The sequence below is a fragment of the Acidovorax sp. GBBC 1281 genome, from assembly GCF_028473645.1.
Lineage (GTDB): Bacteria > Pseudomonadota > Gammaproteobacteria > Burkholderiales > Burkholderiaceae_C > Paracidovorax.
Genome location: NZ_CP097269.1, coordinates 3716779 through 3738246 on the forward strand (window position 1 = coordinate 3716779; position 21468 = coordinate 3738246).

The window sequence follows — 21468 nt, forward strand, 5'->3', positions numbered from 1 at the left end:
CCGAATCACAAAGTCAGCGGTTGGCCGCGAGCAGCAGCCCGCCGGCGCCCATGAAGAATCCGCCCGTCGCCTTGTTCAGCCGCACCACGCCGCGCTGCGACCGGATCACCCGGCGAATCTGCCGCCCGCCCGTGGCGTACACGGCGGTGGAGACGAACTCGGCCATCAGGTACACCGAACCCAGCACCAGGAACTGGTGCGCCGCGGGCTGGGCGGGGTCGATGAACTGGGGAAACACCGCGGCGAACAGGATGATCGCCTTGGGATTGGTGATGCCCAGCAGGAACTCCTGCAGGATCAGAGAGCGGATCGGCACCGCAGTTGCCGAGGGCGTGGCCTCGCTGCCCTCCACCAGTTCCAGCCCGCCGAACTCCTGGCTGCGCCAGGCCTTCCAGCCCAGCCAGAACAGGTAGCACGCCCCCACCCATTTCACGACCGTGAAGGCCGCCTCGGAAGCCAGCAGCATCGCGCCCAGGCCCACGGCGGACACCGTCAAAAAGATGGCGAACGCCGCCGCACGCCCGATGGTGGCCACCAGCGCCGTGCCCACGCCGGCCCGGATGCCGTTGTTCAGGCCGCAGAAATTGTTGGGGCCGGGCGTGAGCGCGATCGCCACGGCCACGGGTGCGAAAAGAAGGGCGTCCATACCAGGCTCCTGAATGGCAACGGAAGGGAAAGAAACAAGCAGGAAAAGTGCGCAGAAGGATCGCAGTGTAGGCCGGGAAGGCGCCGGCTGCGAGCCCGCGCGGCGGCGGGCGGTGCACGGCGTTGCCGGGCACCCTCAGGACAAATCGATGACCGCGTTCCAAGGCACGCCCGCGAGCGCATCGTAGTGCGCCACCAGCACGGTGCCCGGCCCGCCCTGCGCCGCCCGCTGCGCCAGCACCTGCTGCAGGTACTGCACCGACGGGCGGTCCAGGCCGGCCACCGGCTCGTCCACCAGCACCAGCGGCGCCCCGCACGCGAAAGCGGCCGCCAAAAGCGCCTTGCGCCGCGTGCCGGTGGACAGCTGCTCCATCGCCTTGGGCAGGTGGCTCTCCAGCCCGAACCCCGCCACATGCCCCTGCAGCGCCGAAGCGTCCCACGCCGGATGGTGGCTGGCCAGCGCACCGAACCATGCCGCTGGGCTGGTGCTATCGAGCGCCGTCGCGCGCGGGTCGGCCCAGAACACCGCGCCTGCCTCCTTCGCGGCCCGGTCGCTGCACGCTCGCCCGCTCCGCCAGACGGTGCCGCCCTGGGGTTGCAGCTCTCCGGCCAGCAGGCGCAGCAGCGTGGTCTTGCCCGAGCCCTCATCGCCCCGCACCAGCGTCGCGCCCGGCGCGGCATGGGCGGTGAAGCCGTCGAATACGGCCGGGCCCTGCACATGGGCAAAGCGCAGGCCGTCGCACAGCAAAGTGGCAGAAAGTGTCGTCGAGTCAGGCATGGCGGGGTTCACAGGGGCGAAGAGTGATCGAGGGAGCCGCCCACGTGCGTGGGCGCTGCACATTCTGTGGCAAAGCGCGTCCGAACCTGCCCGAAAATATCCCCTGCTGCGCCACCCCCGGCGCCTTCCTTTCAAGAACCTGAAGCCCCATGACCCTGCGCTACCTGGAATTCGACTACAGCGAGGACGACGAAGGCACCGGCACCTGGGATGCCATGGCCAGCGTGACCGAAGAGCACTTGCAGGCCCTGCACGCGGAGATCGCACAGGTGCTGGGCTGGGCCCACGCCACCTTCCCGAACCAGAACGGCGCCATCGAGGACGGCGCCGCCTGGGACTACGACCTGCAGGCCGTGCGGGAGGTCTCCACCGTGCAGTCCCTGGTTTTCGACGAGGCCACCCGGCGCCTCGTTTCCACACCCGGCACACCCGCGGCACCGCGGCATACGGTGACGCTCTCGATCAGCGGGAACGCGGCGTTCTGCGAGGAATTCCGACCGCGCTTCGGAGGCGAGTGAGCACCCGATGAAGCCGTGGGCGCGGGCCAGCGATCCCCGGCCGCCATCCCCATTGCGCATGCCGCTATCATCCCGCGGCCTGCGAAGACGGGCAGAAAAAAAGGGAGGTGAATCGTGAGCGTGGCATTCAAAGACCCGTGCGGTTCGCCATGTCACGGCATCACGAATCGAATTTCAATGGCATGGAAACAATGGCTGCGGAGCGAGCCCGCAGAACCCGTGGTCAACGGGCGAATGCAATATGGACCAGGAAAGGGAATGATCAAACAGGTCTTCGAAGGCCTCGATGCTTCGCAAAAGAGGGTCCGAAAAATCGCGACCATCGACCCGATCAGGAAGAAGATCATCCTGATCCAGCCCGGGGATAAGGTGCTCTATCAATCCGGACTCAGGGAAAAGGGTGTTGCGGGTTATTTGTATGTATTTGCCCATGCCACAGCAAAAAGCATTCAGGGAATGATCCATGGCATGGAAGTGGCCGACACGATCCGGCGCAGCGGCCTCTGGCACGGAGAGCCGGTTTTGATCGACGCATGCAATGCGGGAGCCACGTCCGATGGCATCGCAAGTGAATTGGCCCAAGTGTTGCGAACGCATGTCACGGCGCCCACGACAACCACCTGGAATTACCCGCTGGGCGGTTCTGCGGTGGGGCAAGGGGCCTTCGAGAAGCTCCCGGGCGTATTGGCGATGCTCCCCATGCCCGACCTGTTGCGTCTAGGCGTATGGCGAACCTGGGGGCCCGATGGACAACCCATTGCAACGGCCCCGACCTCTCCGCGCGATACCGGCGATCTGCTGAAAGGGGCCTTGATGCAGAAAATGGGGAAGCGCCGATGATTCGCCGGTGGAAAAAATGGGGGGCAGGCACCCGAATCGCTCTGGTCCTTTCCTTGCTGGTCGGCGCCTGGACCGCGTGGTGGTGGATCGATAGCGCCGTCACCTGCGACCAGCAGGATGAATACTCGTATCACGGCTTTTGCCTGATGGAGTTGCAACGCCGCGCCGAAAGCGGCGACAACCCTGCGCAGTGGGCTTACGGCAATTACCTGGCAGGCATTCCGCCCTTCGACCAAGCCTACGAGTGGCATCTGAAAGCCATGCACGGCGCGCGCATCGGCCTGGAGTTGCGTCGCAGCATGGACGCCTACTGCGACAAGGTTCCCGGCTTCGACGCGCGCACGGTGGAGTCCGTCATGCAGCGCGTGGTCCGCACCAGTCCCGATGCCCATTTGCGGCTGTTCCAGTTGTATCTTTCCCCGCCCCCCTGCAGCGCGTTCAGCCTGGATCAAGCCAGCGCACAGATCCCCTTGCTCACCCAATGCGCCCACCTCACCCTGGCCGAATACTTCCGGGCCGTGGAGCGGGAGCGCTACACCCTTTCGGCGGCAACGCGGGCGGCCATCCGGGGCAACCTGGATCGCTGCGAAAACGAACTCGCCCACCCCCCACCAGAAGCCCCCACGGTGCGTGAGTTCATGCCATTGCAGCCGAAGGACATCGAGGCGCTTCGGCGCAGCCTGGACAAGACCGCTCCGTGACCCGGGCCCAGTCGAAATCCGGTCACCCCGTGACGGCCAGCACCACGGCCGACTCGTCCACCGCCATCGCCACACGAGCACGGGCCCGCAGGCCGCTCGACGGGGGCGCGAACCCCACCATGTGCACCCCGGCATCGAGCGTGGCCGAGACCTCGTCGCCCGCCGGCCCGCGCGACACGCGCGATGCCCTGGCCGGCCAGGCGTTGTCGGCAGCCGATGCCGGCAAACCGGCCTGAACGCGCACGGCCGCGGCCTTGCACAGCGCGAGCACGGGCAGGCCCGGACGCAGCGCCAGCAGCTCGGCGCTCTCGCGCGTGATGCGCGCGCGCAGCGCCAGGCCGGGCGCCGCCTCGCCCTGCAGATGCACGCGCACCAAGGGCCCCATCGGCTCCAGCGCCCGCACGGTGCAGGGCCACTGGTTGCGCAGGCTGGTGCGCAACGCCAGCCGGGCCAGTGCCGGCACGCCGCCCGGGCCGTGCGCCAGCCGACCGAGCACTTCGCGGCGGGCCTCCTCCAGCGCATCGGCCGCATTCAGCAATTCGAGCCCCGCCGGGGTCAACTGCGCGCCGCCGCCACCGGTGCCGCCCACGGCGCGCGCCACCAGGGGCACGCCCGCCAGGTTGGTGAGCGCATCCACTGCTTGCCAGGCGGCCTTGTAGCTCACGCCCACGGCCCGCGCGGCCTGCGAGATCGATCCGCCCACGCCGATCTGGCGCAGGATGTCGATGCGCCGGTCCGCCATGCCCTGGCCCAGCGCATCGGAGAGGGAAAGCCGCTTTGTCATGGGCGCATCATGCCGCGCTGTCCAGGGCCGCCCGGAAAACCCGTCGCTATACTCGACCGCTATTCATCCAAGGAATAGCGCCATGCGATTTGCCTCCCCCCTTATCCGACTGCTGGCCGCTGCCGGCATGGCCCTGGCGGGCTTGGCCCACGCCCATGCGGGGGAGGTGCCCGTCGCCGTCGCGGCCAATTTCACGGCGCCGATGCAGAAGATCGCCGCGGCGTTCGAGCAGGCCACCGGCCACAAGGCCGTGCTGTCGTTCGGGGCAACCGGCAAGTTCTATGCGCAGATCAAGAACGGCGCACCGTTCCAGGTGCTGCTGTCCGCCGACGACACCACGCCCGCGCGGCTGGAGCAGGAGGGCCAGGCCGTGCAGGGATCGCGCTTCACCTATGCCGTGGGACGGCTGGTGCTGTGGAGCCCGCGCGAGGGCTACGTGGACGACCAGGGCCAGGTGCTCAAGACGGGCGATTTCACCTATCTGGCCGTCGCCAACCCCAAGCTCGCGCCCTATGGCCTGGCGGCCGTGCAGACGCTGGAAAAGCTCGGCCTGGGCGAGCGCCTTCAGCCGCGCTTCGTGACGGGCGAGAACATTGCGCAGACCTACCAGTTCGTGGCCACGGGCAATGCGCAGCTGGGCTTCGTGGCGCTGTCGCAGGTCATGGAAGGCGGCAAGATCGCCAAGGGCTCGGCCTGGCAGGTGCCAGAGGCGCTGCACGACCCCATCCGGCAGGATGCCGTCCTGCTCGCCACGGGCAAGGACCAGCCCGCCGCCATTGCCCTGATGAAATTCCTGCGCAGCGACGCGGCGCGCGAGGTGATCCGGGCCTACGGCTACGGGCTCTGAGTCCCCGCACGCCCCCGCCAGACCCTGCCGGACCGACACGCTGCCGATGCCTTTTTCTGCGCAGGACCTGGCCGCCATCGGCCTCACGCTGCGGCTGGCCGCGCTCACCACGCTCACGCTGCTGGTGCTGTGCACGCCACTGGCCTGGTGGCTGGCGCACACGCCGTCGCGCTGGCGCGGCCCGGTCTCGGCGGTGGTGGCGCTGCCACTGGTGCTGCCCCCCACGGTGATCGGTTTCTACCTGCTGCTCACGCTGGGACCCAACGGCCCGGTGGGCCGCGCGATGCAGTCGATGGGCCTGGCCACCCTGCCCTTCACCTTCGCCGGTCTGCTGGTGGGATCGGTCGTGTACTCGCTGCCGTTCGCGGTGCAGCCGCTGCAACGGGCATTCGAGGCGGTGGGTGCGCGGCCGATGGAAGCCGCCGCCACGCTGGGCGCGGGCCCGTGGGACCGCTTCTTCACCGTGGGGATGCCGCTCGCGCGGTCGGGCTTTCTCACGGCGGGGGTGCTGAGCTTCGCGCACACGGTGGGAGAGTTCGGGGTGGTGCTCATGCTGGGCGGCAACATTCCCGGCGTGACGCGCGTGGTGTCGGTGCAGATCTACGACCACGTGGAGACCATGGAATACCTGCAGGCCCACTGGCTGGCGGGGAGCATGGTGGTGTTCTCGTTCGTGGTGCTGCTGTTGCTGCACTGGCTGCAGCCCGCACGGCCCGGCAGGGGCGCGGCATGACGGCCGGTGCGGGACGGTTGCCCTGCACGGGCGAAGGCACCATCGAGGCCCGCCTGAGGCTGCATCGCCCGGGCGGCTTCGCGCTGGACCTGGACCTGTCCCTTCCCGGCCGGGGCGTCACGGCGCTCTACGGTCCCTCGGGCTGCGGCAAGACGACCTGCCTGCGGGCCCTGGCGGGCCTGGAGCGGGCACAGGGGCGCGTGGCCGTTCATGGGCAGGTGTGGCAGGACGACGCACAGCGCCTGTGGCTCCCGACCCACCAGCGGGCGCTGGGCTATGTGTTCCAGGAATCGAGCCTTTTCGCGCACCTGGACGTGCGCCGCAACCTCGAGTACGGCCTGCGGCGCACACCCCCGGCGCGCAGGAAGGTGTCGCTGGAGCAGGCCGTCGAACTGCTCGGGCTGCAACCCCTGCTGGCCCGCCAGCCAAGCACCCTGTCGGGCGGCGAACGCCAACGGGTGGCAATGGCCCGGGCCCTGGCCGCCAGCCCCCGCGTGCTCCTGATGGACGAGCCCCTGGCCGCCCTGGACGCGCAGCGCAAGGCCGAAGTGCTGCCCTATCTGGAGCGCCTGCAGCGCGAACTGGACATTCCCGTGCTGTACGTGAGCCATGCGCAGGACGAAGTGGCCCGGCTGGCGCAGCACCTGATGCTGCTTGGCGGCGGTCGGGTGCTGGCGAGCGGCCCCGCGCCGGCCCTCCTGGCGCGGCTGGACCTGCCGCTCGCCCAGGGCGACACGGCGGCGACCGTGGCCGAGGGCAGGGTCCACGTTTACGACGCGGCGGACCAACTCATGGACGTTCGCCTGCCCGGGGGCGGCGCGCTGCTGGTGGCCACCGCCCATCCCCACCCGCCGGGCACGGCCGTGCGCTTTCGGGTGCAGGCGCGCGATGTGACGGTGGCGCTGGCCGCGCCGGTGCGCAGCAGCGTGCTGAACGTGCTGCCGGCGCGGGTGGTGGCGCTGCGCGAGGACGGCCCGGGGCTGGCCATGGTGGCGCTCGATGCCCAGGGCACGCCCCTGCTCGCCCGCGTCACCCAGCGCTCGGCACGCACCCTGGGGCTGGCCCCGGGCCTGCCGGTTTTCGCGCAGATCAAGGGCGTGGCGCTGCTCGTTTGACCCCTGCCGTGCAGGGGCGGCACGGCCGCTGCGCGCCGAGGGAAGGCACTATCGGGCCATGCGTTCCCAATGCCCCCCGAATAGGCGCTGTCCTACAAACCCAAGCGCCACTCCCGCGCAGCGACGACCCCGCGGGACGTGCCCCAATGGGTTTTGTGAACCGGTTGCGCTGGCGCGCCCTGCGCCGCGGAGCGCCCACTCCCCCAAGGATCCAAGCCCGTGCCTTTGCCCCACACCGCCCTGCTGACCGCCCACGACGCCTATCTCCTTCGCGAAGGAACGCATTCACGCCTCTACCAGGCCATGGGCTGCCACCTGCGCAGCGAGGGCGGCGGTGCGGACTTTTCCGTCTGGGCACCCAACGCCGCATCGGTCTCGGTCATCGGCGACTGGAATGGCTGGAACCCCGATGCGGATGTGCTCCACGCCCGGTCCGATGGCAGCGGCATCTGGGAGGGAGCCTCCCCCCACGCCGCGCACGGCCAAGCCTACAAATACCGCATCGTGTCGCACAACGGGGGCCGCGTGCTCGAAAAGGCCGACCCCTTCGCAGGGTGTGCCGAATTGCCTCCCAACACCGCATCGCGCATCTGGTCGCTCGACTACGAATGGGGCGACAGCGACTGGATGGCATCGCGCGGGCCGCGCAACGCGCTGGATGCACCGATGTCCATCTACGAGATGCACCCCGGCTCCTGGCGCCGCCGAAACGGCCAGTTCATGAACTACCGCGAACTGGCCCATGAACTGGCGGACTACGTGACATCCCTGGGCTTCACGCACGTGGAACTGATGCCCATCACCGAACACCCGTTCTATGGCTCCTGGGGCTACCAGACCACCGGGTACTTCGCGCCCACCTCGCGCTACGGCACCCCGCAGGACTTCATGTACTTCGTGGACCACCTGCACCAGCGCGGCATCGGCGTGCTGCTGGACTGGGTGCCCTCCCACTTTCCGGTGGACGCCCACGGGCTGGCGGAGTTCGATGGCACCCACCTGTACGAGCATTCAGACCCGCGCCAGGGTTTCCACCCCGAATGGAGCTCGGCCATCTTCAATTACGGCCGGCACGAGGTGCGCAGCTTTCTCATCTCCTCCGGCCTGTTCTGGCTCGACAAGTACCACCTGGACGGGCTGCGCGTGGATGCGGTCGCGTCCATGCTCTATCTGGACTACGCCCGCAAGGACGGCGAGTGGATACCCAACCGCCACGGCGGTCGCGAGAACCTGGAAGCCATCGAGTTCATGCGGCTGCTCAACCGAGCGGTCTACCGCGACCACCCGGACACGGTCAGCATCGCGGAGGAATCCACCGCCTGGCCGATGGTCTCGCGCCCCGTGGAGATGAACGGCCTGGGCTTCGGCATGAAGTGGAACATGGGCTGGATGCACGACACGCTGGCCTACCTGAAGGAAGACCCGGTCAACCGTCGATACCACCACCACAAGCTCACGTTCTCGCTGGTGTATGCCTTCAACGAGAACTTCGTGCTGCCGCTCTCGCACGACGAAGTGGTGTACGGCAAGGGCTCGCTGATCAACAAGATGCCCGGCGACGAGTGGCAGCAGTTCGCCAACCTGCGCGCGCTGTTCGGCCTGATGTGGTCGCACCCGGGCAAGAAGCTGCTCTTCATGGGCGGCGAGTTCGGCCAGCGCCGCGAGTGGACACATGAAGGCGAACTCGAATGGTGGGTGTGCGACAGCCCGTTGCACGGTGGCGTGCAGCGCCTGATCCGCGAACTCAACCGCGTCTATCGCAGCGAGCCCGCTCTGCATGAAGTGGACTTTTCGGCGGAGGGTTTTCAATGGGTGGAGGCCGACGACGCCGGGCAGAGCGTGATCGCCTTCCTGCGCAAGCCCAGCCATCGGGCGGCGCGGGAAGACGGCGCCGGCCCGGTGCTGGTGGTCTGCAACCTCACGCCCGTGCCGCGCACCAATTACCTGGTGGGCGTGCCGTCCTCCGGCTACTGGCAGGAGTTGCTCAACAGCGATGCGCGCGAGTTCGGCGGCGCCGGCTGGGGCAACCTGGGCGGCGTGGAGGCCGCGCCTGTGCGGTCGCACCAGTGGGAACAATCGCTGTGCCTCACGCTGCCGCCGCTCTCCACCCTCATCTTCCGACAGGAGCCTGCGCGCCATGCCAAAGCCTGACACCCTGCCCTCTTCTTTCCGCCCTGCGGCCAATGCCTCTCCGGCGTCGCCAGCGAGCCCGCCCACCCTGTTGACCCCGGTCGGCGGCGCAGACGGCCGCGTGCGCGCCGTGGTCGAAGCCGTGCTCCCCTGCGTGGACGGCGGTCGCTTTGCCGCCAAGCGCGTGGCCGGCGAGCCGGCCCGCATCACCGCGCACTGCTTCACCGACGGGCAAGACGTCTTGCGCGTGGCGCTGCAGTGGTGGCGCGATCGGGATGGCAACGCCACTGCAGCCCCCGCAGACGCCACTGAAGTGGCCATGGAGGCCAGCGGCAACGACGAATGGGTGGCCGACTTCACGCCGCCCGAGCCGGGCCTGTACCGCTACACCGTGTCGGCCTGGGTGGACCCGTTCGAATCCTGGCGCCGGGAACTCGAACGCCGCGTCGATCCGCAGGACATCCGCGTCGCCGCGCGCGTGGGCGCGGCGGAAGCCCTGGCGGCCGCCCAGCGTGCCAGCGCCGCCCAGGACCGCAGCGACCTGACCGATTGGGCCCAGGCCCTAGAACGCGGCGCCCAGGCCGAGGGCGATGCAGACATGCTCAAGGCCCTGGCGCTGGACGAAGCCGCCGCCGCGGCGATGCGCCGCCACCCTGACCGCCGCTTCGAGGTGCGCTACCCCGACGCCCTGCCGCTGCGGGCCGACCGCGAGCGGGCCCGTTACAGCACCTGGTACGAGCTGTTCCCCCGCTCCGCCGCACCCACCGCGGGCGTGCACGGCACGTTCCGCGACGTCGAGGCGCGCCTGGCCGATATCTCGGCCATGGGCTTTGACGTGCTGTACTTCCCGCCCATCCACCCCATCGGGCGGGAGCAGCGCAAGGGCAAGAACAATGCCCTGGCCGCGGGGCCCGACGACGTGGGCAGCCCTTGGGCCATCGGCGCGAAGGAGGGTGGGCACAAGGCCATCCTGCCCGAACTGGGCACCGTGCAGGACTTTCGCCGTCTGGTCGTGGCCGCCAAGGAGCAGGGCCTGGAAGTGGCGCTGGACATCGCCTTTCAGTGCGCACCGGACCACCCCTACGTGAAGGAACACCCCGACTGGTTCCGCTGGCGCCCCGACGGCACGGTGCAGTACGCCGAGAACCCGCCCAAGAAGTACCAGGACATCTATCCCTTCAACTTCGAATGCGACGACTGGCGCGGCCTGTGGAGCGAACTCAAAAGCGTGTTCGAGCACTGGATCGGCGAGGGCGTGCGCATCTTCCGGGTGGACAACCCGCACACCAAGGCCTTTCCGTTCTGGGAATGGGTGATCGCCGAGATTCAGCGCGACCACCCGGACACGATCTTCCTGGCCGAAGCCTTCACGCGGCCCAAGGTGATGCACGGGCTGGCCAAGCGGGGCTTCACCCAGTCGTACACCTACTTCACGTGGCGCAACACCAAGCACGAGCTGACGGAGTACTTCACCGAGCTGTCCACCGGACCGGGCCGCGAGTATTTCCGGCCCAACGCCTGGCCCAACACGCCGGACATCCTGCACGAGCACCTGCAGGGCGGCGAGCCGGCCGTCTTCATGGCACGGCTGGTGCTGGCCGCCACGCTGGCCGCCAACTACGGCATCTACGGCCCGGCCTACGAGCTGCTGGACCACCTGCCGCGCGGGCCGGGCAGCGAGGAATACCTCGACTCCGAAAAGTATCAGCTGCGCCACTGGGACCTGGAGCGCCCCGGCAACCTGCGCGCCTTCATCACCCGCGTGAACCAGATCCGGCGCGAGAACCCGGCCCTGCATGCGGACCACAGGCTGCGCTTCCTGCATGTGGACAACGACCAGCTGCTGGCTTACATGAAGCACTCCGCCGACGGACGGAACATCGTGGTCACCGTGGTCAACCTGGACCCGCACCACCCGCAGTCGGGCTGGCTGCGGCTGTCGGCGGCGGACATCGCAGCCACCGACCCCTCCACGTCCGACATGCCGGCCTCGAAGCCCGCACCCCTGCCCACTGACTGGCAGATGCACGACCTGCTGAGTCAGCAGCGATTCGTCTGGCAGGGCGATGCGCACTACGTGCTGCTGGACCCTCACCGCTCGCCCGCCCACGTGTTCGTCGTGCGCCGGCGCGTCGGCCGCCACGACGACTTCGACCATTTTGAATAAAAAGAAGAGCCGCCCATGAATGCACCTTTGGTCCACCCCCTGCCCGAGCCGGAGCCGGCCGTCACCCCCGAGAACACGGAGATCGACACCAGCGACGATCCCCAGTGGTACCGGGACGCGGTCATCTACCAGCTCAACGTCAAGGCCTTCTTCGACACCAACGGCGACGGGGTGGGCGATTTCAAGGGCGTGACCGCCAAGCTCGACTACGTGAAGGACCTCGGGGTCAACACGATATGGCTGATGCCGTTCTACCCATCGCCGCTGCGTGACGACGGCTACGACATCTCCGAGTACGAAGACGTCCACCCGCAGTACGGCACGCTGGACGACTTCCGCGAAATGCTGGACGCGGCCCACCAGCGCGGCCTGCGCGTGATCACCGAGCTGGTCATCAACCACACCTCTGCCGAGCATCCCTGGTTCCAGCGCGCGCGCACCGCGCCGCCCGGCTCGCCCGAGCGCGACTTCTACGTGTGGAGCGACACCGACCAGATCTACCAAGGCACGCGCATCATCTTCACCGACACCGAGACGTCGAACTGGGCCTGGGACCCGGTGGCCAAGGCCTACTACTGGCACCGGTTCTTCAGCCACCAGCCGGACCTGAACTTCGACAACCCGCTGGTGATGGAGGCGGTGCTCAAGACCATGCGCTTCTGGCTCGACATGGGCGTGGACGGCTTCCGGCTGGACGCGATCCCCTACCTGATCGAGCGCGACGGCACCAGCAACGAGAACCTGCCCGAGACGCACGCGGTGATCAAGCGGCTGCGCGCCGCGATCGATGCCGAATACAAGAACCGCTTCCTGCTGGCCGAGGCCAACATGTGGCCGGAGGACGTGCGCGAGTATTTCGGCGATGGCGACGAATGCCACATGGCCTACCACTTCCCGCTGATGCCGCGCATGTACATGGCCATCGCCCAGGAAGACCGCCACCCCATCGTCGAGATCCTGCAGCAGACGCCCGACATCCCCGACGGCTGCCAGTGGGCGATCTTCCTGCGCAACCACGACGAGTTGACGCTGGAGATGGTGACCAGCAAGGAACGCGACTACATGTACACCATGTACGCCGCCGACATGCGCGCGCGCATCAATCTCGGCATCCGCCGCCGCCTGGCGCCGCTGATGGAAAACGACATCGACCGCGTGAAGCTCATGAACGGCATGCTGCTGTCCATGCCCGGCTCGCCCATCATCTACTACGGCGACGAGATCGGCATGGGCGACAACGTGTTCGTGGGCGACCGCAACGGCGTGCGCACGCCGATGCAGTGGAACCCCGACCGCAACGCCGGCTTCTCGCGCGCAGACCCGCAGCGGCTGTACCTGCAGCCCATCATGGATGCCGTGTACGGCTACGAGGCGCTGAACGTCGAGGCCCAGGCCAGCGACCAGAGCTCGCTGCTCAACTGGACCCGCCGCATGCTGGCCGTGCGCAAGACCAGCCGGGCCTTCGGGCGTGGCCGGCGCATCTTCCTGAAGCCGGGCAACCGCAAGATCCTCGCCTACATCAGCGAACACGGCGACGACGTGATCCTGACCGTGTTCAACCTGTCTCGCGCCGCCCAGCCGGTGGAGCTGGACCTGTCGGCCTACAAGGGGCGCGCGCCGCTGGAAATGCTGGGCCGGGTCACCTTCCCGCCCATCGGCGACCTGCCCTACCTGCTCACGCTGCACTCCTACGGGTTCTACTGGTTCCGCCTTTCCACCGAGGCGCAGGTGCCGTCCTGGCACCAGGACGGGCTCGACCTGCAGGAGCGCCCGGTGCTGGTGCTGTTCGACGGCTGGACCAGCTTCTTCCGCGAAAACGTGATGCCCTGGCGCATCGGCATGGCCGAACGCATGCGCGTGCAATTCGAGTCCGACACGCTGCCGCGCTACATCGAACTGCAGCGCTGGTACGCCGGCAAGGGCACGGCCATCGAGCGCGCCCGCATCCAGGACCACACCGTGTGGAAGACCGATGGCGGCTACGAATGGATGCTGCCGATCCTGAATGTCGAGGCCCCGTCCGCGCCGCCCGCCTCGTACTTCGTTCCCCTGGCCCTGGCCTGGGAAGAAGGCGATGAAGAGCGCATGCGCCGGCTCTCGCCCGGCGGCGTGGCGCGCGTGCGCCAGCAGGCCAACGTGGGCGTGATGGGCGACGCCTTCCACGACGAGGCCTTCTGCCGCGCGGTGGTGCGGGCCATCGGTGCCAACGAGCAGCTGGGAACCGACCGTGGCGGCACGCTGCGTTTTCGCAGCACCGTGGCCTTCGCCGGAATGGCGCAGGGACTGGATGACCTCACTGTGGGGCGCCCGGGCGCGCAGAGCAGCAACACCGTGGTCACCCTGGGCGAAAAGCTGTTCCTCAAGGGCTACCGGCACGTGCGCAACGGGGTCAATCCCGAACTGGAGGTGGGCCGCTTCCTGACCGAGGCCGCGCGCTTCGAGCACTGCGTGCCGGTGGGCGGCGCGGTCGAGTACGTCGCGGGCGACGGTACGACCATGACGCTGGCCCTGGTGCAGTCCTACGTGTCCAACCAGGGCGACGGCTGGGAATACACCCTGGGCTACCTGGAGCGGTTTCTGGAAGACACGCGCATCGCTTCGGGCGCCACGGCGGACGTGCACGGAGGCTTCCTCGCGCTGGTGCGAACCCTCGGCCGCCGCACCGCCGGCCTGCACCGGGCGCTCGCGCTGCGCACCGGCAACCCGGCGTTCGATCCGGAGCCGGTCACCGCGCAGGACGTTCAGGCCTTCCATGAGCGCGCCCTGGCCGAGGCAGCCGACACGCTGGCGCTGCTGGAGCAGCGCATGGCCGACCTGCCCCCCGCCGCGCGCACCGATGCCCAGGCCCTGCTGGCCCGGCGCGCCACCCTCATGGACCGCATCGGCCAGGGCACCGGCGTGACCCCGTCCGGCCACAAGACGCGCTACCACGGCGACTACCACCTGGGCCAGGTGCTGGTGACCGACAACGACTTCGTCATCATCGACTTCGAGGGCGAACCCGGCCGCACCTTCGAGCAGCGCCGCGCCAAGAGCTCGCCCCTGCGCGACGTGGCGGGCATGCTGCGCTCGTTCAACTACGCCCGCTGGGCCGCGCTCAAGCGGATGACACAGTCCACCGAGGAGATGCTGCGCCTGGACGAAGCGGCCCAGCAATGGGAACGCGAGACGCGCGCCGCGTTTCTCGAGGCCTATGCCGCCGAGGCCAGCGCCCCGGCCACCCACCCCGGCGCCCATCTGGAGGTGGCCCCCGTGCCGGACGGCGCCATCGTGGCGCTGTTCGAGATCGAGAAGGCGCTGTACGAGCTGCGCTACGAACTCGGCAACCGCGTCGATTGGGCGCAGGTGCCGCTGCAGGGGCTGCTGGCGCTCATCGGCGCCGCGGCCTCGCCCTCGCCCGCCCCTGCGGCACCGTAGGCGCCGGTCACCCGGCCCGCCAACGACCGTCCACGTTCACCCGATCAATTGAGAGCACCCTCCATGGAAAATTTCAGCATTCATCTGGAACCGGCCCGCGCCATGCTGCTGCAGGTCAGCGCATTCCTGCCGCGGCTTCTCATCGCCCTGCTCGTCGTCGCAGCCGGCTGGCTGGTGGCCAAGGCGGCGCGCTTCGCCGTGACCCGCGGGCTGCGCGCGATCAACTTCCAGGTGCTCACGCAGCGCGCCGGGCTCGACGGCTTTCTGAAGCAAGGCGGCGTGCAGGGCGACACCACCAGCATCTTCGGCATCCTGGTCTATTGGCTGGTCATCCTCGCCTCGCTGCTCATCGCCTTCAACGGCCTGGGCCTGAGCTACGTGACCGCGCTGCTCAGCCGCGTGGTGTGGTTCGTGCCCAACCTGTTCATCGCGCTCATCATCCTCGCGCTGGGCGCGTACTTCGGCCGCTTCGTCGGCGAGATGGTGGCCGCGCAGGGCCGGCGCAGCGGCCTGAAGGAAACCGTGCTGCTGGGCAAGCTGGCCCAGTACGCGATCGTGGCCTTCGTCGTGCTGATCGCGCTCGACCACCTGCGCATCGGCGGCGACATCGTGCGCCAGAGCTTCCTCATCGTGCTGGGCGGCGCGGTGTTCGCCCTGGCGCTGGCCTTCGGCTTGGGGGGCAAGGACCGCGCGGCCGAGTGCATCGAGCACTGGTGGCCGCGCAAGCTCCCCATCACGCCGCCCGCTCATACCGAAGATCGTCCGCCGCGGCCCCCCGTGCCCTGACGCCGGAGCCCAGACGCCGGAGCCGCCATGCTGCCCTGGCGCCTTGACAAACGATGTATCACTAAGCGTAGGCTGTTGACCCAGGGATATGTGTGGTGCCAAGGCGCCGGTCATCAAGAAAAGCCATAGGCCGCAGCGCGCGACAAGCTCTTGGATTGAGCCTAACGGTGCGGGCCGAGGGGATCTCCATCTTTCTCAGGAGGAGATCATCACTTTCGTTTTCTGAAAAATCCCTTCACATCCAAGCCATGGGAGGAATCGCCGTTGCAAGAACATCCCGGTCTTTGTCCTCTTTCGGAAAAGCCATGGGAAATTCTTGCTGTAGCGCTGGCGGGAGCATTAGCTCTCGCAATCAATCGCCATCGGAATGGTCAGCAGCCACATCACCCAGGGCACAGACTTCAGCTTCGTCGAGCGCGCGGGCGACTCCGTCACATGATTTTCCACAAAGGGCGTCTTCCAGTTCCGGGACGAGCATGGCTCCGCGGGGCAATTCCTCCCGGTTGCCGCCGAAGAAGGTCCAGCACCATGCCGTTCGCAGTTCGCAGACCCACAAGGTGCTTCGACCCGCCAGCGACTACGCGCTGTTTTCTCGACATGGAAATGTCATCGGCGTCATCGCCAAGTCTGGGCAGCCCTCGCCCGGCATTCCCCCGGAGTTCTATGCCGAACCGATATTGCGCTGCGCCGATGGGATCAACCGCCGCTACCCCCGTCCATCTTTGCAGGAAATCTCCAATTACGAGAGTCAATTGCGTCAGGGCTTCATCAGCGACTCTCCGTCTCATTCAGTGACACAGCATTTCGGCGGCTTCGCGGCAACCTCCGATCATGCCTATGCTGCCTTCATGGTGCACGGCCAGGCCGTCCGGCCGTTCGAGATCGGCAGTTTCGAGGCTTATCCGCTGGCCAACGGACGATTCCTTGTTCCGCAGCCCGGATTCAAGGATTGTTCGCACGCGTGCGAACTGATGCTGCTCTTGGACAACGGTCTTCTGACCCCCAACGTGGGGCATGGGTACGAGGCGCCCGACCTCGGGGAGCGCCTAACCATGTCCAACCTTGTGGAGTCGTTGCAACAGCGTACCGGGATCGAGCCCACGCTCATGGAATACGACTTCAGCTACGAAAGCGGGTATGAAGAAGATCGCACGGCTGCTTGGCACAATATCGCCAACATGATCGATGAGGCCGGTCCCTGCATACTGTCCAAAATCGGCCACGTCGTAATGCTGGACGGTGTGCGCGAGGAGTATGGACAGAGGTACCTCTCGATCCGCGATCCATTCCACGGCACCAGCCTGGAGTGCGTCGAGTCGAGCGAGTTTTTCAGCACGCCGGATGGTCCTCTCGAAGACGTCACCTTGAAGGTGATTTTTCTTGGTAAGCAGGACGGTTGACCCTGGGGACATGCCCTGCATGCGGCGACTCCAGATGTTCTTTTTCGCGGTACTTATCAAGGCACGCGCGCTGCTGGCATGCAAGAGCACGCCGTGGCTAAAGCGTCCGCATATCACAAAAACGCGAGTGTTCCGCAACGAGGTTCTGTTCAACGCTTGACGACAGACAGGTCTTGGACGCCGTCCACCGCACCAAGCCCATCCGAGAGGCGGAACCCACCCGCCGCACGGGAAAACCCCACCCCCGAACGTCAGGCTTTTTTCAGCAGCCGGGGAGTACGATCAGCGCCACTCCCGGCCCTGCGTCCGCACGCAGCGGCCGGGCCGCCGTATTTCGATAATTCCCCAAGTTCTCCAGGAGACAAACCGTGTCAGGACTCCTCAAATTGGCCATGGGCATGGACTGGATTTCCACCAAGCTCAGCAAGGTGGCCGGATGGGCCGTGCTCGCCGCCGCTCTGATTTCCGCCACCAACGCGATCATCCGCTACGGCCTGGACATGAGTTCCAACGCCTGGCTCGAGATCCAGTGGTACCTCTTCGCCACCACCGTGATGCTGGGCGCGCCGCTGGTGCTCAAGCTCAACGAGCACGTGCGCGTGGACATCATCTACGGCCGGCTGCGCGGCAAGAAGCCCGTGCTGGTGGACCTGTTCGGCCTGATCGTCTTCCTGCTGCCGGTGATGGGCCTGCTCACCTGGCTGACGGCGCCGTTCTTCTGGCACATGCTGGTGTCTGGCGAGATGTCCGGCAACATCGGCGGCCTGATCCGCTGGCCCGCCGCGCTGCTGATGCCCCTGGGCTTCGGCGCGATGTTCCTGCAAGGCGTGGCAGAGATCATCAAGCGCGTGGCCTACCTGCGCGGCGACATCCAGATGAACACGCACTACGAGAAGCCGGTGCAGTAAGCACCCGCCCGCCCCTGCCCCACCGACTTCTCTCAGGACGACACCAGAATGCACATGGAAAACTTTGCCCCGATCATGTTCGCGGGGCTGATCGTGATCATGCTGATCGGGTTCCCGGTCGCGTTTTCGCTCGCGGCCCTGGGCCTGTTCAGCGGATTCTTCGCCATCGAGATGGGCTGGTTCCCGGCCAACTTCATGGCGAACCTGCCGATCAACATGTTCGGCATCCTGTCCAACGACCTGCTGCTGGCCATTCCGTTCTTCACGCTCATGGGCGCGGTGCTCGAGAAATGCGGCTTGGCCGAGGACATGCTCGACTCCATGGGCCAGCTGTTTGGCCCGGTGCGCGGCGGGCTGGGCTACTCGGTCATCATCGTGGGCTTCATCCTCGGGGCCATCACCGGCACCGTGGCCGGCCAGGTGATCGCCATGGCCATGATCTCGCTGCCGGTGATGATGCGCTACGGCTACAACATGCGCTACTCCACCGGCGTGCTGGCGGCCTCGGGCACCATCACGCAGCTGGTGCCGCCCTCGCTGGTGCTGATCGTCATGGCCGACCAGCTCGGCCGTTCGGTGGGCGACATGTACAAGGGCGCCTGGGGCCCCGCCATCCTGCAGGTGCTGATCTTCGCCATCTACACCTTCCTGCTGGGCCGCTTCCGCCCCGAGTACGTGCCCGGCCTGCCCAAGACGGCGCGCACGCTGCACGGCTGGGCCCTGTGGGGCAAGTGCCTGCGCGGCATCATCCCCTCGGCCATCCTGATCTTCGCGGTGCTGGGCTCCATGGGCGGCCTGCCCTTCATGGACCACGCCATCGCCACGCCGACCGAGGCCGGCGCCATGGGCGCGGTGGGCTCGCTGATCCTGGCGGCCATCCACAAGCGGCTCACGTGGCAGCTCATCAAGGAAGCGATGGACGGCACCATGCGGCTCACGGCCATGGTGGTGTTCATCCTGATCGGCTCGCGGGTGTTCTCGCTGGTGTTCCAGGGCGTGGATGGCGCCATCTGGATCGAACACCTGCTGAGCGACCTGCCAGGCGGCCAGATCGGCTTCCTGATCGTGGTGAACATCTTCATCTTCTTCCTGGCGTTCTTCCTCGACTTCTTCGAGATCGCCTTCATCATCCTGCCGCTGCTGGGCCCCGTGGCGCACAAGCTGGGCATCGACCTGGTGTGGTTCGGCGTGCTGCTGTGCGTGAACATGCAGACGAGCTTTATGCACCCGCCCTTCGGCTTCGCACTGTTCTACCTGCGCGGCATCTCGGACACACTGTTCAAGGAAAAACGCATCGACAGACCGGTCAAGTCCAGCGACATCTACCTGGGCTCCATCCCCTGGGTGATCATGCAGCTGATCCTGGTGGCGATCGTGATCTTCTTCCCGCAGACGGTGACCGTCTTCCTGGACAAGGAGCAGGTGGTCGACCTGGACAAGGTGCAGCTCGAGATGCCGGCCGACTCGTCCGCCGAGCCCACCATCAACATGGATGACCCGTTCGGCACCGGTGAAAAGCCCGCAGCGGGCAGCGCCGCCCCGGCCGCCGAACCCGGTGCCGAGCCCGCCATGCCGGTGCCCGAGCCAGCACCGGACGCCGCACCCGCCGAAGGCGCGGCCAGCACGCCGCAATGACGGGCAACTCCCCGAACGTGCCCCCTGCGGATGCAACGGACGCACCGGGCGGTGCCGGTGGCGCCTGGCTGGAAAGCGCCGCCTACCCGCCGGCGGTGCGCGGGCTGGCCGTGACCATCGTCGTGGCGCTTGGCGCGTTCGCGGCATGGTCGGTGCCCGCGCTGCGCGGCGCGCAGTGGTCCTTCACCAGCCTGGCCACCTTCTGCCTGGCCGGGGTGCTGATCGCCTGGGTGGGCTGGTGGATGGTGTTCAGTCGCACGCGCTTCACGGGCGACGCCCTGCTGCAATCGTGGCTGTGGGACAAGAAGGTGCACATCCGCGAAGTGGCCACCTTCAAGATCGTGCACTGGCCCTGGCTGAGCGGCATCGTCGCGCCCCGCATGCTCGTGCGCCGGCGCAACGGCAGCATCGCCTGGGTGCATTCGGCCGACCCGGCCTTGTTGGTGGCCTTCGGCGAGGCGGTGGTCCGGCAGGGCAGCAATCCACAAGCCAGCTCTGAAGACCAGCCCCCGACAACTCGCTGAATCACCGGGCGGAAATGCCACCAGCCGCTCCTGCGGTGTGCAGCCATGGCCGTGGTGCGGCAAGGCGCATGATCCACGCGCCCACGGGGGCGCGACCGGTACCAGGATTCGAACTTTGGAGCCCCTGCTCCCGTTTCAACCCACACATCCCGCGAGGGACGCGACAGACACTCTGCGTTGGTGCTTGCGCGCAAACCAGGCACCCAAAAAAAAGCCGCCGTTCACACGGCGGCTCCGGAGGATTGCGGAGTTACAGCTTCTGCTGCTGCATGAAACGGTCAAACGTGCCTTCGGTGAAGCGGAACCAGGCGTTCTGGTCGGCCAGGAACTTGGAGTAGTCGGGGTAGATTTTCTTCCATTCGGGGTTGCTGTTGTTCAGGTCCGAGTAGATCTGCTGGGCCGACTTGAAGGCCGCGTTCATCACGTCCTGCGTGAAGGGGCGCAGCTTGGTGCCGGAGCCCACCAGTTGCTTGATGGCCACGGGGTTGCGGGCGTCGTACTTGGCGAGCATGGTCACGTGGGCGTGCGAGGCGGCGGCTTCCACCACGGCCTTGTATTCGGCCGGCAGGCCTTCCCAGGCCTTGGTGTTGATGTAGAAGTCCAGCTGCGGGCCGCCTTCCCACCAGCCGGGGTAGTAATAGAACGGCGCGACCTTGTTGAAGCCCAGCTTCTGGTCGTCGTACGGTCCCACCCACTCCAACGCGTCGATCGTGCCCTTTTCCAGCGCGGGGTACAGGTCGGCACCGGGGATGGACTGGGGGATCACGCCGAACGGCTCCAGCACCTTGCCCGCAAAAGGGTTGGTGCGGAACTTCAGGCCCTTCAGGTCGGCGACCGACTTGATTTCCTTGCGGAACCAGCCGCCCATCTGCGCGCCCGTGTTGCCGCCCGGCAGGTTGATGATGTTGTACTTGGCGTAGAACTCACGCATGAGCTTCAGGCCGTTGCCCTCGTACATCCATGCGTTCATCTGGCGCGCGTTCAGGCCGAACGGCACGGCGCAGCCCAGGCAGAACGTCGGGTCCTTGCCGTAGAAATAGTAGGGGGCCGTGTGGGCCATTTCGACGGAGGCGCTCTGCACGCCGTCCACCACGCCGAAGGCGGGCATCAGCTCTCCGCCGGCATGCACCGAGATCTGGAACTTGCCGCCCGTGGCTTCGCTGACCTTCTTGGAGAACACCTCCGCCGTTCCGTAGATGGTGTCGAGCGACTTGGGGAAGCTCGAAGCGAGGCGCCAGCGGATGTTGGCCTGCGCATGCACTGCAGGGGCCGCGCCCGCGGCCAGCACGCCGACGATGCCGGCGTGCTTGATGATTGAACGACGATCCATGAGGATTGATCTCCGAGATATTGTTGGCAGAACCCGGCGCTGGTGGGCACCGTGCGCCCAGGGCAAGAAACTGTGTGGGCCGAGGACGATTGTAGGAACATGCCCCCAGCGGGTTTTGCGGGTTTTCCCGTGAAAGAACCCACCCGTTTCGCCCATTCAGGGTTCTGCAAGCATCGGGCGCGCGCCCTTCGTGGAGATCGACAGCGGGCG

The 21468-nt window shown here is 67.2% G+C and carries 18 protein-coding genes; 14 read left to right on the forward strand and 4 right to left on the reverse strand.

From position 1 onward, the window contains the following. Positions 1-13: 13 nt before the first annotated feature. Both M5C96_RS17335 and M5C96_RS17340 read right to left on the reverse strand, forming a co-directional pair. The gene (locus M5C96_RS17335) at positions 14-646 is read right to left on the reverse strand and encodes a LysE family translocator (RefSeq protein ID WP_272564369.1); all 633 of its coding nucleotides are present in this window, start codon (positions 644-646) and stop codon (positions 14-16) included. Positions 647-781: 135 nt separating this feature from the next. Next, entirely contained in the window at positions 782-1423 is a 642-nt protein-coding gene (locus M5C96_RS17340) for an ABC transporter ATP-binding protein (RefSeq protein ID WP_272564371.1), read from the reverse strand. Between the two features lie 149 nt (positions 1424-1572). On the opposite strand from M5C96_RS17340, the gene M5C96_RS17345 reads away from it, so the two are divergent. The 3 genes from M5C96_RS17345 (at position 1573) to M5C96_RS17355 (ending at position 3482) form a co-directional block, all read left to right on the forward strand. Beyond that, entirely contained in the window at positions 1573-1941 is a 369-nt protein-coding gene (locus M5C96_RS17345) for a hypothetical protein (protein WP_272564372.1), read from the forward strand. A gap of 258 nt (positions 1942-2199) precedes the next feature. Continuing rightward, entirely contained in the window at positions 2200-2781 is a 582-nt protein-coding gene (locus M5C96_RS17350) for a hypothetical protein (RefSeq protein ID WP_272564374.1), read from the forward strand. Between the two features lie 53 nt (positions 2782-2834). Then, positions 2835-3482 carry a hypothetical protein gene (locus tag M5C96_RS17355; protein ID WP_272564376.1) on the forward strand — a complete coding sequence of 216 codons (648 nt, stop codon included), beginning with the start codon at positions 2835-2837 and terminating at the stop codon, positions 3480-3482. Positions 3483-3504: 22 nt separating this feature from the next. On the opposite strand, the gene M5C96_RS17360 is transcribed toward M5C96_RS17355, so the two are convergent. Beyond that, the gene (locus M5C96_RS17360) at positions 3505-4266 is read right to left on the reverse strand and encodes a TOBE domain-containing protein (RefSeq protein WP_272564377.1); all 762 of its coding nucleotides are present in this window, start codon (positions 4264-4266) and stop codon (positions 3505-3507) included. 82 nt (positions 4267-4348) lie between these two features. Here M5C96_RS17360 and modA point away from each other — a divergent pair, with 82 nt between their 5' ends. The 11 genes from modA (at position 4349) to M5C96_RS17415 (ending at position 19928) form a co-directional block, all read left to right on the forward strand. Beyond that, on the forward strand, positions 4349-5113 hold the full coding sequence (gene modA / locus M5C96_RS17365) for a molybdate ABC transporter substrate-binding protein (protein ID WP_272564378.1): 765 nt from the start codon (positions 4349-4351) through the stop codon (positions 5111-5113). A gap of 46 nt (positions 5114-5159) precedes the next feature. Further along, the gene (modB, locus tag M5C96_RS17370; RefSeq protein WP_272564379.1) at positions 5160-5846 is read left to right on the forward strand and encodes a molybdate ABC transporter permease subunit; all 687 of its coding nucleotides are present in this window, start codon (positions 5160-5162) and stop codon (positions 5844-5846) included. Further along, positions 5843-6961 (forward strand): molybdenum ABC transporter ATP-binding protein, encoded by a 1119-nt coding sequence (gene modC / locus M5C96_RS17375; protein WP_272564380.1) that lies wholly within the window; start codon positions 5843-5845, stop codon positions 6959-6961. The genes modB and modC overlap by 4 nt, the downstream gene beginning before the upstream one ends. 225 nt (positions 6962-7186) lie before the next feature. Next, positions 7187-9112, forward strand: a complete 1926-nt coding sequence (gene glgB, locus M5C96_RS17380) for a 1,4-alpha-glucan branching protein GlgB (RefSeq protein ID WP_272569764.1) — start codon at positions 7187-7189, stop codon at positions 9110-9112. Then, complete coding sequence (locus tag M5C96_RS17385) at positions 9099-11258, forward strand: alpha-1,4-glucan--maltose-1-phosphate maltosyltransferase (protein ID WP_272564381.1); 2160 nt, start codon at positions 9099-9101, stop codon at positions 11256-11258. Before glgB ends, M5C96_RS17385 begins: the two co-directional genes overlap by 14 nt. Before the next feature lie 15 nt (positions 11259-11273). Then, complete coding sequence (gene treS, locus M5C96_RS17390) at positions 11274-14675, forward strand: maltose alpha-D-glucosyltransferase (protein WP_272564382.1); 3402 nt, start codon at positions 11274-11276, stop codon at positions 14673-14675. A 63-nt stretch (positions 14676-14738) separates the two neighbouring features. Continuing rightward, complete coding sequence (locus tag M5C96_RS17395) at positions 14739-15461, forward strand: mechanosensitive ion channel family protein (RefSeq protein WP_272564383.1); 723 nt, start codon at positions 14739-14741, stop codon at positions 15459-15461. Between the two features lie 476 nt (positions 15462-15937). Next, complete coding sequence (locus tag M5C96_RS17400; protein ID WP_272564384.1) at positions 15938-16861, forward strand: hypothetical protein; 924 nt, start codon at positions 15938-15940, stop codon at positions 16859-16861. Positions 16862-17229: 368 nt separating this feature from the next. Beyond that, positions 17230-17769: a TRAP transporter small permease subunit gene (locus tag M5C96_RS17405; protein ID WP_272564385.1), complete on the forward strand. Its 540-nt coding sequence runs from the start codon at positions 17230-17232 to the stop codon at positions 17767-17769. A gap of 48 nt (positions 17770-17817) precedes the next feature. Next, positions 17818-19404 carry a TRAP transporter large permease gene (locus M5C96_RS17410; RefSeq protein WP_272564386.1) on the forward strand — a complete coding sequence of 529 codons (1587 nt, stop codon included), beginning with the start codon at positions 17818-17820 and terminating at the stop codon, positions 19402-19404. Then, positions 19401-19928, forward strand: coding sequence for a hypothetical protein (locus tag M5C96_RS17415; RefSeq protein ID WP_272564387.1), 528 nt, complete (start codon positions 19401-19403; stop codon positions 19926-19928). Before M5C96_RS17410 ends, M5C96_RS17415 begins: the two co-directional genes overlap by 4 nt. A gap of 250 nt (positions 19929-20178) precedes the next feature. On the opposite strand, the gene M5C96_RS17420 is transcribed toward M5C96_RS17415, so the two are convergent. Beyond that, complete coding sequence (locus M5C96_RS17420; protein WP_272548513.1) at positions 20179-21258, reverse strand: TRAP transporter substrate-binding protein; 1080 nt, start codon at positions 21256-21258, stop codon at positions 20179-20181. Positions 21259-21468 lie beyond the last annotated feature (210 nt).

Excerpts from the sequence above, each read along its gene's own strand:
- M5C96_RS17335 (WP_272564369.1), bottom strand. The coding sequence starts at position 646 with ATGGACGCCCTTCTTTTCGCACCCGTGGCCGTGGCGATCGCGCTCACG.
- M5C96_RS17340 (WP_272564371.1), bottom strand. The coding sequence starts at position 1,423 with ATGCCTGACTCGACGACACTTTCTGCCACTTTGCTGTGCGACGGCCTG.
- M5C96_RS17345 (WP_272564372.1), top strand. The coding sequence starts at position 1,573 with ATGACCCTGCGCTACCTGGAATTCGACTACAGCGAGGACGACGAAGGC.
- M5C96_RS17350 (WP_272564374.1), top strand. The coding sequence starts at position 2,200 with ATGATCAAACAGGTCTTCGAAGGCCTCGATGCTTCGCAAAAGAGGGTC.
- M5C96_RS17360 (WP_272564377.1), bottom strand. The coding sequence starts at position 4,266 with ATGACAAAGCGGCTTTCCCTCTCCGATGCGCTGGGCCAGGGCATGGCG.
- modA (WP_272564378.1), top strand. The coding sequence starts at position 4,349 with ATGCGATTTGCCTCCCCCCTTATCCGACTGCTGGCCGCTGCCGGCATG.
- modB (WP_272564379.1), top strand. The coding sequence starts at position 5,160 with ATGCCTTTTTCTGCGCAGGACCTGGCCGCCATCGGCCTCACGCTGCGG.
- modC (WP_272564380.1), top strand. The coding sequence starts at position 5,843 with ATGACGGCCGGTGCGGGACGGTTGCCCTGCACGGGCGAAGGCACCATC.
- M5C96_RS17385 (WP_272564381.1), top strand. The coding sequence starts at position 9,099 with ATGCCAAAGCCTGACACCCTGCCCTCTTCTTTCCGCCCTGCGGCCAAT.
- treS (WP_272564382.1), top strand. The coding sequence starts at position 11,274 with ATGAATGCACCTTTGGTCCACCCCCTGCCCGAGCCGGAGCCGGCCGTC.
- M5C96_RS17395 (WP_272564383.1), top strand. The coding sequence starts at position 14,739 with ATGGAAAATTTCAGCATTCATCTGGAACCGGCCCGCGCCATGCTGCTG.
- M5C96_RS17400 (WP_272564384.1), top strand. The coding sequence starts at position 15,938 with ATGGCTCCGCGGGGCAATTCCTCCCGGTTGCCGCCGAAGAAGGTCCAG.
- M5C96_RS17410 (WP_272564386.1), top strand. The coding sequence starts at position 17,818 with ATGCACATGGAAAACTTTGCCCCGATCATGTTCGCGGGGCTGATCGTG.
- M5C96_RS17415 (WP_272564387.1), top strand. The coding sequence starts at position 19,401 with ATGACGGGCAACTCCCCGAACGTGCCCCCTGCGGATGCAACGGACGCA.
- M5C96_RS17420 (WP_272548513.1), bottom strand. The coding sequence starts at position 21,258 with ATGGATCGTCGTTCAATCATCAAGCACGCCGGCATCGTCGGCGTGCTG.